Genomic DNA, 13366 nt, shown 5'->3' with positions numbered 1-13366 from the left:
TCCGTCGCGCTTGGGGCGCGAGGAAGGATCGGCTGAGTCGTTCTTTCCAAGGAGCCATCGCAAGCCGCGTGTAGATGACCGCCAATTTCCGGCAGGTGGTGAAGGAAGGCGAGTTGCAGATGCATCCGCACATCGGCGGACCTGTGGAAGGTGAGATACCGTCGAAGAAGAGACAGGTCGCGAAACTGCGGCAGGTTGCCCCCGCATAGCCTCCAATCTGACCCGTCCCGAACATCACGACGACGGTCAGAACAAGCTACACATCTCCATCGGACGTCATCCGCGCCGGAACAGGCGGCGCGCTGAAGCGCGCCCCACGGGGCCGACTTACGGGCCGCTTGACCGCACAAATTCAAGCTCATCATCGATGCCCTTCGACAAAGCGTCCCAGGTCGGCGGGCAACTCATGTCGGGATGAAGGGCATCGGGGTCGCCCAGACCAGAAAGCGTCTGGTAATAGGCCACCGACACGTCGTGTCGCGGATGCGAGTTCGTCAGGATCAGGCGCTTCGGTTCCTGATAGGAATTGGGCCGCTCGCCGATCGGCTCGCCGACCAGCGTGGCGTTGGTCTGAAGGCTCAGGTCGGCGGCATTGGTCATCGCGGCGGAAAACATCTCGCGCCCGATCAGGACGAACAGCCGGTCGCTGCGGTTGAGTCAGTCGCGCCCGGTGATTTCCGGCAGGACGATCCGCCGGAACAGCTTGAAGTCACCGCCGCCATTGTCGCGCATGTCGAAGACCACGCGCACCGGCTGTGCCCGGTCGATCTCGGCCATAAGTTCGACAATCTTCTTGCCCAGCCCATCATAGCCGCGGAAGTTCACATAGAGCGTGCCGTCGTCGAGTGGTCGCCAGAAAAGGCTTTCGTCGGGGGCCTGTTGCCAGAGCGGCGGTGCCCCTCCGGCATGGCGCCATGCGCCCGTTTGAGGTCTCGGCCCAAAGGCTACCGAGACACTTCGCAGGGTGCCGTCCGGCAGTTCGAGATCAAGAAGTGCCTCGCCTTCCGGTTCAATCAGGTCGAAATAGTCAAGCACGTCGCGCCGCACGATGAAATGGGGGGTCGCAACCAGGGGCGCCCAGCGGTTCTCGGGCGGGACGAGCGCGTCGACCCGGCGCTCTGCCTCATCGGCGGCGACCCTGCCGATGGCGAGGATGCGCGCGCCCAGAAGATCCTCCTGTCCTGCCGTTGTCCGGATGATCCTCAGCCCGTCCTCGAACCGGAAGAGGCCAATGGGCAGCCGGTCGACATCGGCGGGCAATTGCAGCGATGTATGGCCGTCTCCGACAAGCGCCAGAAGCTGGCGCAGCGCAACCGGCACATCCGCGTCGCTGAGCGCGGGTAGCCGCCGGCGCAGGCGGTGCGTCGCTTCATACCACTCATCCTCCGGCAGGCTGTGGAAGGCATCCGCGTGGTGCAGCGGAATCTCGCCCTCGATAAAGCCCAGATCCTCGGACCATGCCTGAGGGTCGAGATCGGTGCGCGCCGGCGGTTCCGCGATCAGGTCTGCGTAACTGGTGGTCTGATCGGAAACAGTTCGAGCGTGCCATTGCGCGGCCCGGCAGCGAATCTGCCGCGCCAAGCCGAGCCCGAGCGTTCGGCGGACAAGGAAATCTTGAACCCGTCCTGATCGATCTCGATCGCGAGGCGCGCCTCTTCCGACTGCCCGCCGATGATCGGGTTGGTGCCGAACTGCGATTCGACCTGGCCGCTGACAGCACCCTCCTTGCAATTGACCGTCACGACGACCGGAAAGGCGGGCTGACCCTCGGGCTGCGCCTCGCCCACGAACCGCCGTGCGACGCAGGCCGCAACCGGTGACGCGACCACGATGCCGGCAACGATTGCTAGAGAAAGGGGGTTGAGCATTGCCGCCTCGCGCCTTCCTCAGGGTCAATGCAACCTGAATTGGGGGCTGGCAGCTTGTTCGTCAATTCACATGTCGTTCGGACGTGCTACAGTCAAAAGGGTGTCAGCGATCTGCTGCGCTAGCGTATCGATGGCGTCCGGATCCAGCCGGTCGGTTGCTATCTCGCGTTCCTCTTCGCGGCCGAACCGCGCGCGGTGTTTCTCATACCGTCGGTCGTAATGGTCGCGCATCAGGCCCGCCGCGAGGGCCTGAAAATCCCCTGCCCGGGCCAGTGTCAGCCAGTCCGCGATCCGCTCGGCAGGCTGGACGGGGCGCAGACTTTCGACCACGCGGGCGAGCCTTTCGGGGTCCGCCGTCAGGTCGGCATAGGCGCGGGTCAGGTAGGCGGCGCGCGCCTCAAGCGGGGCGGCGATGCGGATGCGGGGGGCGGCGCACATGGCTTTCCAGAGTTGCTTCGGCAGGTTCAGATCGCCGATCCGGGAACTTTCCGCCTCGACCACCACAGGCCTTGCCGTGTCGATCCGGGCAATCGCCATGGCCAGATGGCTGTCGAAGGCCTTCTGACCCGGCTGGCCGCCTTCGCGATGACCGAAGAGCGAGCCGCGATGGTTGGCCAGCGCTTCGATGTCGATGGTCTGGACCCCGAGCGTCGCCAGCCGGGCCAGCACCTCGGTCTTGGCCGTGCCGGTATTGCCGTCAAGCACCCACAAAGGCGCCGCGAAGGGCCGGTCATTCAGTTCAGACAGGACCAGCGCCCGCCAGGCCTTGTAGCCGCCCTCCAGCACCTCGACCCGCCAGCCGATCTGGGCAAGGATCGAGGCGAAGGAATTGGACCTCTGCCCGCCCCTCCAGCAATAGACGAGCGGCCGCCATCCGCCTGGCTTCTCCGCCAAAGGCCCCTCGATATGGCTGGCGGCATTGCGCGCCACCAGCGCCGCGCCGACCTTGCGGGCGCGGAAGGGGCTTTCCTGCTTGTAGATCGTACCGACGCGGGCGCGTTCCTCATCATCAAGGACAGGCAGGCTGATCGCGCCGGGCAGGTGATCCTCGGCATATTCGGCTGTCGCGCGCACGTCGATCACCGTGTCGAACCCTTCCGTCTCAAGTTGGGTCAGCGAGGTGAGGCTAAGCGCCATGGATCAGAAGTCGCGGTGGTCGGTCAGATGGGTGGCGATGGCGGTCGGCAGTTCCGGCACCGGCAGATCGACGATCAACATCCCCGGCGCCGCGCCCGCCCGCGCCAGAAAGGCGCCGCGCTGATCGACGACGGCGCTTTCGCCGCAATAGAACTGCGTGCCCTCGGTGCCCGCAAAATTCACATAAGCGATCATCACGCCGTTGGTGATCGCCTGAGCGGGCAAAAGCCGGTCGGTGACAAGGGGATCGTAATTCGCGCTCGGCGCGATCACCAGATCAACACCGCGCAACGCCAGCGCCCGGACATGATGGGCAAATTCGACGTCATAGCAGATCAGAAGCCCGACATGCAGATCGCCCAGATCGAAGCTTGACAGGCTGTCGCCCTCGTCGAAAAGCCGCGCCTCGCGCGCGCCGAAAAGCTGGACCTTGCGGTGATGGCCAATGACCTTGCCTGCTGCAGAAATTGCCACTGCGCTGTTGAAGAGCTGAGTACCCTCGCGTTCGGCATAGCCGAGGATCAGCCCGCAACCCGCCTGTTTCGCCCGCTGACACAGGTCTGCGATCCAGGGTCCGTCCAGCGCCTGGGCATGGGTCGCCATGTCTTCGACCCCATAGCCCGGCAGCATCAGCTCCGGCAGCACCGCTATATCCGCCTCGGTGGCGCGGCCCACGGCGAGCGCCCGGTCGATCTCGGCACTGGCCGCAGTCTCGTCTCCCGCAGGCGAGAGAGGCTGGGAAATCAGCAGCCTGAGAGCGCGGTCCTGCATCAGAAGACCGTCACCGGCGCGCCAAGCTCTACCCGGGCATAAAGGTCGGTCACATGTTCGTTCAACATGCGGATGCAGCCGTTCGAGACCGACTTGCCGATCGAGTTCGGCTCGACCGTGCCATGGATGCGCACGGCGGTGTCATGGCCGTTCTGGTAAAGATAGATCGCCCGCGCACCCAGCGGGTTGCCAGGGCCGCCGGGCATGCCCTTCTCGGCATATTTGGCATAGGCCCTGGGATTGCGCTCGACCATCTCGGGCGTCGGCTTCCAGCTTGGCCATTCGGTCTTGGCGCCAACATCCGCCGCGCCCCGGAACTGCAGCTCCGCCTTGCCGACCGCGACCCCGTAGCGGATCGCATGGCCCTTCTTGGTGACGTAGTAGAGGAAGTATTTCGACGACAGGACGATGATCGAGCCCGGCGCGAAATCGGGCTTCACCCGCACCATCACCGGCCAAAGGTCGGGCGCGATCGTTACGCCCGGCAAAGGCGCCTCGGCACTGCCCAGATGTTCGGCATCGAGCGGCGTCAGTTTCGGCGCGGCCAGCGCCTGGCCAAGGGCCGGGGCGGCGAGATGGGCAGCCGCGAATGCGGCGCCGGACAGGATCAGGGTGCGGCGGTCGGGCATGTGGGTTCTCCCTTGCCGACAAACATCTGAAAAGACGGGGGCTTGCGCAAGGGGCGGGTCGGGCGGGTCTGGAAAAATTCAGGGCCGGGTGACCGACATGCCACCCGGCCCCGCTTGTGGTGCCTCAGGCGCCCGCGGGCTGCGCAGACGGTTCCGGGGCAGCGACGGTCGCCGCCTCCGGTGCGGCGGTACCTTTGGCTGCAAGCAGCTTTTCCATCACCGCGCCGCCAAGCGGGCTTTGCGAAAATGCCTCGACCGCCGCCGCAAGATTGGTGCCGCCCTTGGAGGAAAAGAGATCCATCACCGTTCCCATCCCCTCGCCCGCGCGACCGGTGTTGGCAATCACCTTCACCTCCGCGGCCTGCAGCGCCTTGGCCTGCTCGCCGCCGACCACGACATACCCTTTGATGCCCTCGATGGTCATCAGATATTGCTGATAGCCCGCGTTCTCGCCGATCTCCTTGGCGAGCACGATCTGCGCCTCGACGGGAGCCAGCTGCATCGCGCGCTCGGCGGCGGCCTTTGCCTCGCCGATTGCCTTGATCCCCTCGGCCTCGCGCTGCTGGGCGGCAAGCTGGCCTTCGGCGATAATGACTGTGGTCTGGCGATCCTGCTCGGCGGCGACGAGCTGCTTGTCGCGCTCGATCTCGGCGCGGCGCACCTCGTCGACGCGCGAGACCGCCATGTGACGCTCGCGGGTTTCCCTTTCCTGGGTCAGCACTTCCTGGCGCGCGACCTCGTTGGCGATGCCCACCGCCTTGTCCTTCTCGGCGGTCTTTTCGCCCACGGCCCGCTCTGCCTCCTGCTTGCGCATGTCGATCTCGCGCTGCGCCTCGATCTCGGCGGTTTCGGCGGCCCGCTTGTTCTCGGCGACCTCGCGGCGGCTCTCCATCTCGATATGCGAGGTCTTCTTGGCCATGATGTTGAAGATCACCTTGCTGCCCTCGCCGTCGCGGATATCCATCAATTCCATCGACTTCACCGGCTCGACGCCCCATTGCTTGAGCTGCTCGACCACCTCGCTGGTAAAGGCGAGGCCGAACTTCGACCGTTCCAGCATGATCGTGTCGATCTTGTCGCCGGCCAGCACCTTGCGGACCGCGCCCTGCACGATCTGCATCAGCTGTTCCTTCAGCTCGTCGATGCTGGCCACGCGCTGCGCCGCAAGGGCGGTATCGGCGATGCGGAAGAACGAGGTGACATGCACGACGAAGGGCACGCGGTCGGTGTCATAGGCCTCGTAATCATGCAGCGACAGGTCGAAGTTCGAGACGGGCAGCTGGATGACCGTCACGCCGAAACGCGGGATCCAGCTGGGCCAGGCATAATAGACGTTACCGTCCGACAGCCCGGTGCCATAAGGCGTCGTCGCATGGCCGCGCTGCACGATATGGACCATGTTCGTGCTGACGACGCGGCGAAAGAGGATAGCGAGGATCAGACCGACGGCCAGAAGGCCGAAGAAGGTCACGATCAACGCCGGGCCGTATTGGTTTGCCCTCTGTTTCACCCCTGGGTTGAAGCCCCCCGGGGATGACCTATGCACATTTGGCGCGGGTTCAATCGGTCGCGACCAGGATGCCGCGACTGTTGCAGCGCTGCATCGGCCGCGTCAGGCGCGGCGTTCGCCGATCTGGGTTATGCCGAGCGCTTCCAGCACCTTCGCCTCGATCTCCGGCGCATTCATGCCCGCGACCGCGTACATGTCTTCGGGGCTCATCTGGTCTATGAAGATGTCGGGCAGCACCATCGAGCGGAACTTGAGGCCCCGGTCGAAGATGCCCTCCTCGGCCAAGAGCTGCGCGACATGGCTGCCGAAGCCACCGATGGCGCCTTCCTCGACGGTGATCAGCGCCTCGTGGTGGCGCGCGAGCTGAAGGATCAGCTCGCGGTCGAGCGGTTTGGCGAAGCGGGCGTCGGCGACGGTGGGGGCAAGGCCCCGCTGGCTGAGGTTCTCGCGGGCCTTCAGCACTTCGGCGAGCCGTGTGCCGAACGACAGGATCGCGACGCGCCCGCCTTCGGCGACGATCCGGCCCTTGCCGATTTCAAGCGGCTCGCCGCGTTCCGGCATCTCGACGCCGGTGCCGTCGCCACGCGGGAAGCGGAAGGCCGAAGGGCGGTCGTCGATGGCCGCCGCCGTGGCCACCATATGGACCAGCTCGGCCTCGTCGGCCGCCGCCATCACGACGAAACCGGGCAGATTCGCGAGGAAGGCCACATCGAAGGCGCCTGCATGGGTAGCGCCGTCGGCGCCAACGAGGCCGGCCCGGTCGATCGGGAACCGGACCGGCAGGCGCTGGATCGCCACGTCATGCACGACCTGGTCATAGCCGCGCTGCAGGAAGGTGGAATAGAGCGCACAGAAGGGTTTCATGCCGCCCGCGGCAAGACCGGCCGCGAAGGTCACGGCATGCTGTTCGGCGATGCCCACATCAAAGCAACGGCGGGGGAACCGTTCAGCGAAGAGGTTCAGGCCGGTGCCGTCCGGCATGGCCGCCGTAATCGCCACGATCTTGTCGTCGCGTTCCGCCTCGCGGATCAGCGACTGGGCGAAGACCTTCGTATAGGAAGGCGCGTTCGACGGCGCCTTCTTCTGCTCGCCCGTCACCACGTCGAACTTCGCGGTCGCATGACCCTTGTCGGCGGCCCGTTCGGCTGGGGCGTAACCCTTGCCCTTCTTGGTCAGCACATGGATCAGCATCGGCCCGGTCGCCCGTGCCTTCACCGTGCGCAGGACGGAGAGGAGCTGGTCCATGTCGTGGCCATCGAGCGGCCCCACATAGGAGAACCCGAGTTCCTCGAAAAGCGTTCCGCCGATAGCCATGCCTTTCAGCATTTCCTTGGCGCGTCGCGCGCCCTCCTGGAAGGGGGGAGGCAGCAGGCTGACCGCGCCCTTGGCGGCGGCTTTCAGCTCCTGGAACGGGCCTTCGGTGTAAAGTCGGGTAAGGTAAGCCGACATGGCGCCGACCGGGGGCGCGATCGACATTTCATTGTCGTTGAGGATGACGAAAAGCCGCTTCTTCAGATGGCCAGCGTTGTTCATCGCCTCATAGGCCATGCCCGCGCTCATCGCGCCATCGCCAATCACGGCGATCGCGTCACCCGGATCGCCGCCGAGGTCGCGCGCGGCAGCAAAGCCCAGCGCGGCGCTGATCGAGGTCGAGCTATGCGCCGCACCGAACGGGTCATAGGGCGATTCAGAGCGCTTAGTGAAACCCGACAGCCCGCCCTTCATGCGCAACGTGCGGATCCGGTCACGCCGCCCGGTGAGGATCTTGTGCGGATAGCACTGGTGGCCTACGTCCCAGATGAGCTTGTCGCGCGGCGTGTCGAAGACCGCATGGATCGCGACCGTCAGCTCGACAACGCCCAGTCCCGCGCCCAGATGGCCGCCGGTGACCGACACCGCGCTGATGGTCTCGGCACGTAGTTCGTCTGCCAGAGTCGCCAGTTCGCGGTCGCTAAGACCCTTCAGATCGGCAGGCGTATGCACACGATCGAGAGTCGGCGTAAGAAGCTTATCGTGCACTACGGACATCTGAGGACCTCTGGTTCGACCCTGGCCGATCTAGACGAAAAGAGGCAAAGGAACAATCTCTTGGTCTGGGGCGGAAAATCCCGGTTCAGGCTGCCTGGTTCGCGTTTGCGGCGGTACGGTCGTCCGAATTAACGCCATATGGGCAACCAATTGTTGACTTAATCAAGTGCATCCATAGCGGGGTCGGGCGCCTTGCTTGGTCTGATTGGATGGTGGAAGCGGTAAGCAGAAGGCGACGCGCCTGAATCTTCGAGCCCATATCATTCGGACGAGGTCTCTATGTTTGATCGCGATGAGGACTACACCCAGAATTCATTCTTTGCTGCCCGTACTTCCACGCTAAGGGCATGCTGCACAGTTGTCAGCGTGATACTTGGTATGGCGGGAACTGCTTCCGGCGGGTCTGCGCCGCATCATCCGAGCTACGATTCGGTCGCGCTGATTCAGCGTGCCGCCGCCGACGACAGTACAGTCGCACTCATTACGGGCCTGCTCGGGATCGAGCGGGACCTTCTTCTTGGGCAGCTTTTCCTTCAGGGGGGAATGATCAGCGCAGAGGGTTCCCATTTCACTCACCCGCGTCGGGATAATTTTCCCTCGATAAAGGACGGCCTCGAAGAAGCGGGTGTCCCCGATCTGGAGCCGCTGCTTATCGCACTCGAAGCTGCAGGCACACAGGAAGAGGTAAACGCCGCCTATCTTGGCGTGCTCGGCGCCGTCCAGAAGGCAAAGCAGACCCTGAAACCATCGGATGAAGACGTTTTGTCGGCGGTCGTCAGAACCGCTGAAGATGCCGCGACCATGCTCGACCCGTCCGGCACGACGGATCTCGTCGCCTATCAGGAATGCTGGGGACTTCTGATGGTCGCACGCGGGCAGCTCGATACACTCATGCGCAGTTCCGATCCGTTGACGAAGAAGTCGGCAGAAAAGATGGCGCTTGCCTTTGATGAAGTCGTGCTGGATTTGCCGGACCCGGGCGCAGGCGCGGCCGTCGAGATCGAACCGACGACGGTACTGGCGCTGATCGATACGCTCAAGAACGAAAGCGCGATGAACTAGGCTTGCCGCTCCACGACAAAACGGGCGGCCTGGCGTAGCGCTTCCGCCCGGGCGCCGTACGGTGTGAGTGCAGCTTCCGCTTGACCGATCAACTCGGCGGCTTTGGCTCGAGCCCCGTCCACCCCAAGAAGCGACACGAAGGTCGCTTTGCCCGCGCCAGCATCCTTCCTCAGCTTTTTTCCGGCCTTTTTTGGGTCACCCACCACATCGAGGATGTCATCGGCGATCTGAAAGGCGAGGCCCAGAGCGCGGGCGTATCTTTCCAGAGGCGCGGTGTCGGCACCCGCAAGGATGGCGCCCGCCGTCGCCGCGAAGGTAATGAGCGCCCCGGTCTTGCCGGCCTGAAGCCGCGTGATTTCGTCAAGCGTCAAGGGCGCGCCCGCGGTTTCGGCCGCGATGTCGAGCGCCTGGCCGAGCACCATCCCTTCTGCCCCCGCCGCCTTTGCTAGCGCCGTGACGAGTTCGATGCGCCGCGCCCCGAGAATCGGGTCGCAGCAAAGCTCGAACGCCAGCGTCTGCAGGGCATCACCCGCAAGGACCGCCGTTGCCTCATTCCATTTCACATGGACGGTCGGCTGCCCGCGCCTGAGATCGTCATCATCCATGCTGGGAAGATCGTCATGAACCAGCGAATAGGCATGCAGCGCCTCGACCGCCGCCGCAGCGGGCAAAGCATCGGGATCGTAGATGCCGTGCAGGCGCGCGCTTTCCAGAACCAGAAAGGCGCGCAACCTCTTGCCGCCCTGCAGCGCGTAGCGCATCGCTTGAACGACGGGCACGTCGGCATGAAAGGCCAGCGCATCGTCAAGCGCGGTCTGGGTCAGCCTTTGTACCTGTGCCAGCCGTTCGGGAAACACTCAGAGCCCTTCTGCGGGAACGGTTCCTGTCGGTATGCCGTCAGCATTCAGCGTGATCTTCTCGACCCGTTCCTCGGCTGCCTTCAGTTTGGCCTCGCAATGGGCCTTCAGCGCCGCGCCGCGTTCGTAAAGTGCGATCGACTTTTCCAGTTCGACATTGCCGGATTCGAGGTCGCGGACCACGCGTTCCAGCTCTGCCATCGCCGCTTCGAATGTCATCGCTGCGATATCGCTCATCGGCCCCGCTCCATCAGTACCCGGACATGGCTCGCGACTGATGCCGCGAGTGCCGCCAGATCATAGCCGCCCTCCAGCGATGATACCACCCGCCCGCCGCAGCAATCGTCGGCCAGATCGCAGATCGCGTGCGTGAGCCAGGCGAAGTCCGCCTCGGTCCAGTTCAGGCTCGCGAGCGGGTCGTCACGATGGGCATCGAAACCGGCGCTGACTAGGATCAGTTCGGGTTTGAACAGGGCGACTTTTTGCAGCGCGCCCTCCCAGGCGGCGCGCATCTCGCGCCCGCCGGAACCCGGGACAAGCGGAAGATTGACGATCTGGCCGTGCGCGCCCCTTTCGTTCGCGTAACCCGTGCCGGGATAAAGCGGCATCTGCTGGGAGGAGACAAACATCGCGCGCCCCTCGTCCCACAGGCAATCCTGCGTGCCATTGCCGTGATGGACATCGAAATCCAGAACCGCGACCCGGGAAAGGCCTTTCGCGTCGAGCGCATATTTCGCCCCGATGGCGACGGTCGAGAAGAGGCAAAAGCCCATCGCCCGGTCGCGTTCGGCATGATGGCCCGGCGGGCGCATGGCAAGGAAGGCGTTCGGCGCCTCGCCCGCAAGAATCGCGTCGATGGCGGCCTCGGTCCCGCCGATGGCGCGCAGCGCAGCCTCAAAGGAACCGGGCGCCATGAACGTATCGCCATCGAGCGCCGCCCAGCCCTGTGCGGGCCGCGCCGCGCGCACCCGGTCGAGATGTGCCCTGTCGTGACAGCGCAGCACTTCGGTCTCATCGGCCAGGGGCGCCGCACGGCGGTCGAGACCGGCAAATTCGTTGGTCCGCAGCGCGCCATAGATCGCGTTGAGTCGTGCCACCTGTTCTGGATGGCCGGACGGAGTTTCGTGGGCGAGGCCCGCCTCGTGGGTCAGGAAGATCGTCATCGTCTCACTCTGTTCCGAACAGCCTGGCCAGGCCGCTCATCGGTCCGTGCCGTCCCTCTTCGCTGCGTCGCGCGACGAGCGCCGGAGGCGACGAGGAGCGCTATTCAGGCGCCAGCATATAGCCTGCGCCCCTGACGGTCTGCAGATAGCGCGGCATCTTGGGATCCGCCTCGAACTTGCGCCTCAGCCGGGTGATCTGCACGTCGATGGCGCGTTCCTGCGCCAGCCCGCCGCCGCGCCCCAGATCATCGACCAGCTCCGTCCGGCTGACCGCCTCGCCGGGCCGCGCCGCGAGGATGCGCATCAGCTGCGCCTCGGTCGCGGTCAGGCGCACCAGCTCCTCGCCGCGCCACATCTCGCCGCGGTCGGCGTCATAGCGCACCGGCCCGAAATTCAGAACCTTCGGCAGTTTGACCTGCACCGGCGCCGGGCTGCGGCGCAGGATGGCGTTGATGCGCAGGAGCAACTCTTTCGGCTCGAAGGGCTTGGCCAGATAATCGTCTGCCCCGGCCTCGAGCCCCGCGATCCGGTCCGATGTCTCGCCCTTCGCGGTCAGAAGCAGAACCGGCGTTGAAAGCTTGGTCCTCAACTCCCGCGTCAGGCTGATCCCGTCCTCGCCCGGCATCATCACGTCAAGGACGATCAGGTCGAACTCCAGCCCCGCCATCAGGCGCCGCGCATGCGCGGCATCGCGAGCGGCCGTCACCAGAAAGCCGTTCTTGATCAGGAACTTCTGCAAAAGCCCCCGGATACGCTCGTCATCATCGACGATCAGAAGATGAACCTCGGTTCCCGCCGTCATGCGTTGCCGTCCTTCATCGTGGTGTAATAGCGGCGCAGGTCGGGATCCATCATCGCCTCCAGCACCTCGCGGAAACCCGCCACCGCCGAAGGCCCCGCCGCGCGATAGGCCGCGCGCATCCGCGCGCGCTGCGCCTCGCTCAATTCCCGCTCCAGACCCGCGCCCTTTTCCGTCAGATAGAGATGACGCTCGCGCTTGTCCTTGCGGCCGACGCGGGTTTCCACCAGCCCGTCCTCGATCAAGGTGCGCAACACCCGGTTCAGCGACTGTTTGGTAACGCCCAGAACCGACAGGAGCGTATTCACCGTCAGCCCCGGCTGGCGGTTGATGAAATGCACGGCGCGATGGTGCGCGCGGCCATAGGCGAGCCCTTCCAGGATGCGATCTGGATCGGCCGTGAAGGCGCGATAGGCGAAGAACATCGCCTCGATCCCTTTCCTGAGCTGCTCGTCAGTGAGGAAGAGCAGGTTTTCCCCGCCCTGCTTGGCGCCGGCGCCCGGTTCCGACATGTCTGCCCCAGTTGTTTCATCCCGAACGGTTCGGGGATATTATGTCAGTCATGTTGACTTTCCAAGAATGAATCGCTAGCGAGAGTCGCAAAGTGCGCAACATTATGTCCGGTTCGGACCTAAGATGCGCAACATTCGAAAAATCGGGCGGAGGACATGATGGCCGGTTCCTATGAAGATCGTGACGGCAACATCTGGATGGACGGGAAACTGGTCGAGTGGCGCGACGCCAAGGTCCACATCCTGACCCATGCGATGCACTATGCCTCGTCCGTGTTCGAAGGCGAGCGCTGCTACAACGGCAAGATCTTCAAGAGCCGCGAACATTCCGCCCGCCTGATCCGCTCAGGCGAACTATTGGACATGACGATCCCCTATTCGGTTGATCAGATCGAGGCCGCGAAAGAGGCGGTCCTGAAGGCTAACGGCTGGACCGACGCCTATGTGCGCGCGGTAGCCTGGCGCGGCGCGGGCGAAGATATGGGCGTGGCCGCCAAGCGCAATCCGGTCCGGATGGCGGTCGCGGCCTGGGAATGGGGCAATTATTACGGCGACGCCAAGATGAAGGGCGCGAAACTCGACATCGCCAAATGGCGCCGCCCCGACCCGGCGACGATCCCGTCAGAGGCAAAGGCCGCAGGCCTTTACATGATCTGCACCATGTCCAAGCACGCGGCCGAGGCCAAGGGCTGTTCGGACGCGATGATGTTCGACTATCGCGGCTATGTGGCCGAGGCGACCGGCGCCAACATCTTCTTCGTCAAGGATGGTGAAGTGCATACGCCGAAGGCCGACTGCTTCCTGAACGGACTGACCCGCCAGACCGTGATCCAGATGCTGAAGGACATGCAGATCAAGGTGCACGAACGCCATATCATGCCCGAGGAACTGGAAGGGTTCGAGCAATGCTGGCTGACCGGCACGGCGGCCGAAGTTACGCCTGTGGGCCAGATCGGTGATTACAATTTCGAGGTCGGCGAGATCGTGAAACGCGTCGCGACCGAATATGAGCGTCTGGTCCGCGCGTGAT

Annotated in this window: 16 protein-coding genes; 3 read left to right on the top strand and 13 right to left on the bottom strand. The window is 64.4% G+C overall.

All coding sequences use genetic code 11. The annotated features are described in order from the left end of the window. The first annotated feature begins 74 nt into the window (after positions 1–74). Positions 75–209 carry a hypothetical protein gene (locus OU426_RS12580; RefSeq protein ID WP_267634375.1) on the top strand — a complete coding sequence of 45 codons (135 nt, stop codon included), beginning with the start codon at positions 75–77 and terminating at the stop codon, positions 207–209. A gap of 118 nt (positions 210–327) precedes the next feature. Here OU426_RS12580 and OU426_RS12575 read toward each other — a convergent pair whose 3' ends face one another. The 8 genes from OU426_RS12575 to dxs all read right to left on the bottom strand — a co-directional run bounded on the left by OU426_RS12575 (position 328) and on the right by dxs (position 7943). Beyond that, positions 328–615, bottom strand: coding sequence for a hypothetical protein (locus tag OU426_RS12575; RefSeq protein ID WP_267634374.1), 288 nt, complete (start codon positions 613–615; stop codon positions 328–330). Between the two features lie 42 nt (positions 616–657). Beyond that, positions 658–1581, bottom strand: coding sequence for a hypothetical protein (locus OU426_RS12570; protein ID WP_267634373.1), 924 nt, complete (start codon positions 1579–1581; stop codon positions 658–660). Further along, positions 1500–1868: a hypothetical protein gene (locus OU426_RS12565; RefSeq protein WP_267634372.1), complete on the bottom strand. Its 369-nt coding sequence runs from the start codon at positions 1866–1868 to the stop codon at positions 1500–1502. Before OU426_RS12565 ends, OU426_RS12570 begins: the two co-directional genes overlap by 82 nt. 66 nt (positions 1869–1934) lie before the next feature. Next, complete coding sequence (gene mnmH / locus OU426_RS12560; protein WP_267634371.1) at positions 1935–3005, bottom strand: tRNA 2-selenouridine(34) synthase MnmH; 1071 nt, start codon at positions 3003–3005, stop codon at positions 1935–1937. A 3-nt stretch (positions 3006–3008) separates the two neighbouring features. After that, positions 3009–3776, bottom strand: coding sequence for a nitrilase-related carbon-nitrogen hydrolase (locus OU426_RS12555; RefSeq protein WP_267634370.1), 768 nt, complete (start codon positions 3774–3776; stop codon positions 3009–3011). Then, positions 3776–4405 carry a L,D-transpeptidase gene (locus OU426_RS12550; RefSeq protein WP_267634369.1) on the bottom strand — a complete coding sequence of 210 codons (630 nt, stop codon included), beginning with the start codon at positions 4403–4405 and terminating at the stop codon, positions 3776–3778. The genes OU426_RS12555 and OU426_RS12550 overlap by 1 nt, the downstream gene beginning before the upstream one ends. Before the next feature lie 124 nt (positions 4406–4529). After that, positions 4530–5876, bottom strand: a complete 1347-nt coding sequence (locus tag OU426_RS12545; RefSeq protein ID WP_267634368.1) for an SPFH domain-containing protein — start codon at positions 5874–5876, stop codon at positions 4530–4532. Positions 5877–6017: 141 nt separating this feature from the next. After that, positions 6018–7943, bottom strand: coding sequence for a 1-deoxy-D-xylulose-5-phosphate synthase (gene dxs / locus OU426_RS12540; protein ID WP_267634367.1), 1926 nt, complete (start codon positions 7941–7943; stop codon positions 6018–6020). A gap of 279 nt (positions 7944–8222) precedes the next feature. Here dxs and OU426_RS12535 point away from each other — a divergent pair, with 279 nt between their 5' ends. Next, positions 8223–9005: a hypothetical protein gene (locus OU426_RS12535; protein WP_267634366.1), complete on the top strand. Its 783-nt coding sequence runs from the start codon at positions 8223–8225 to the stop codon at positions 9003–9005. Here OU426_RS12535 and OU426_RS12530 read toward each other — a convergent pair. The 5 genes from OU426_RS12530 to OU426_RS12510 form a co-directional block, all read right to left on the bottom strand. After that, positions 9002–9862 (bottom strand): polyprenyl synthetase family protein, encoded by an 861-nt coding sequence (locus tag OU426_RS12530; protein WP_267634365.1) that lies wholly within the window; start codon positions 9860–9862, stop codon positions 9002–9004. The two genes, OU426_RS12535 and OU426_RS12530, sit on opposite strands and share 4 nt — an antisense overlap. Continuing rightward, positions 9863–10099, bottom strand: coding sequence for an exodeoxyribonuclease VII small subunit (locus tag OU426_RS12525; protein WP_267634364.1), 237 nt, complete (start codon positions 10097–10099; stop codon positions 9863–9865). Further along, positions 10096–11025 (bottom strand): histone deacetylase family protein, encoded by a 930-nt coding sequence (locus OU426_RS12520; RefSeq protein ID WP_267634363.1) that lies wholly within the window; start codon positions 11023–11025, stop codon positions 10096–10098. Before OU426_RS12520 ends, OU426_RS12525 begins: the two co-directional genes overlap by 4 nt. 100 nt (positions 11026–11125) lie before the next feature. Next, positions 11126–11827 (bottom strand): response regulator, encoded by a 702-nt coding sequence (locus tag OU426_RS12515; RefSeq protein ID WP_267634362.1) that lies wholly within the window; start codon positions 11825–11827, stop codon positions 11126–11128. Further along, the gene (locus OU426_RS12510) at positions 11824–12336 is read right to left on the bottom strand and encodes a MarR family winged helix-turn-helix transcriptional regulator (protein WP_267634361.1); all 513 of its coding nucleotides are present in this window, start codon (positions 12334–12336) and stop codon (positions 11824–11826) included. Before OU426_RS12510 ends, OU426_RS12515 begins: the two co-directional genes overlap by 4 nt. 159 nt (positions 12337–12495) lie before the next feature. On the opposite strand from OU426_RS12510, the gene OU426_RS12505 reads away from it, so the two are divergent. Then, positions 12496–13365 (top strand): branched-chain amino acid aminotransferase, encoded by an 870-nt coding sequence (locus tag OU426_RS12505; RefSeq protein ID WP_267634360.1) that lies wholly within the window; start codon positions 12496–12498, stop codon positions 13363–13365. The last annotated feature ends 1 nt before the right edge of the window (position 13366 follow it).

The sequence above is a fragment of the Frigidibacter sp. RF13 genome, assembly GCF_026626305.1.
GTDB lineage: Bacteria > Pseudomonadota > Alphaproteobacteria > Rhodobacterales > Rhodobacteraceae > TMP-24.
Note: the sequence above shows the minus strand (reverse complement) of the source record. Positions and strands in the feature narration are given on the sequence as shown.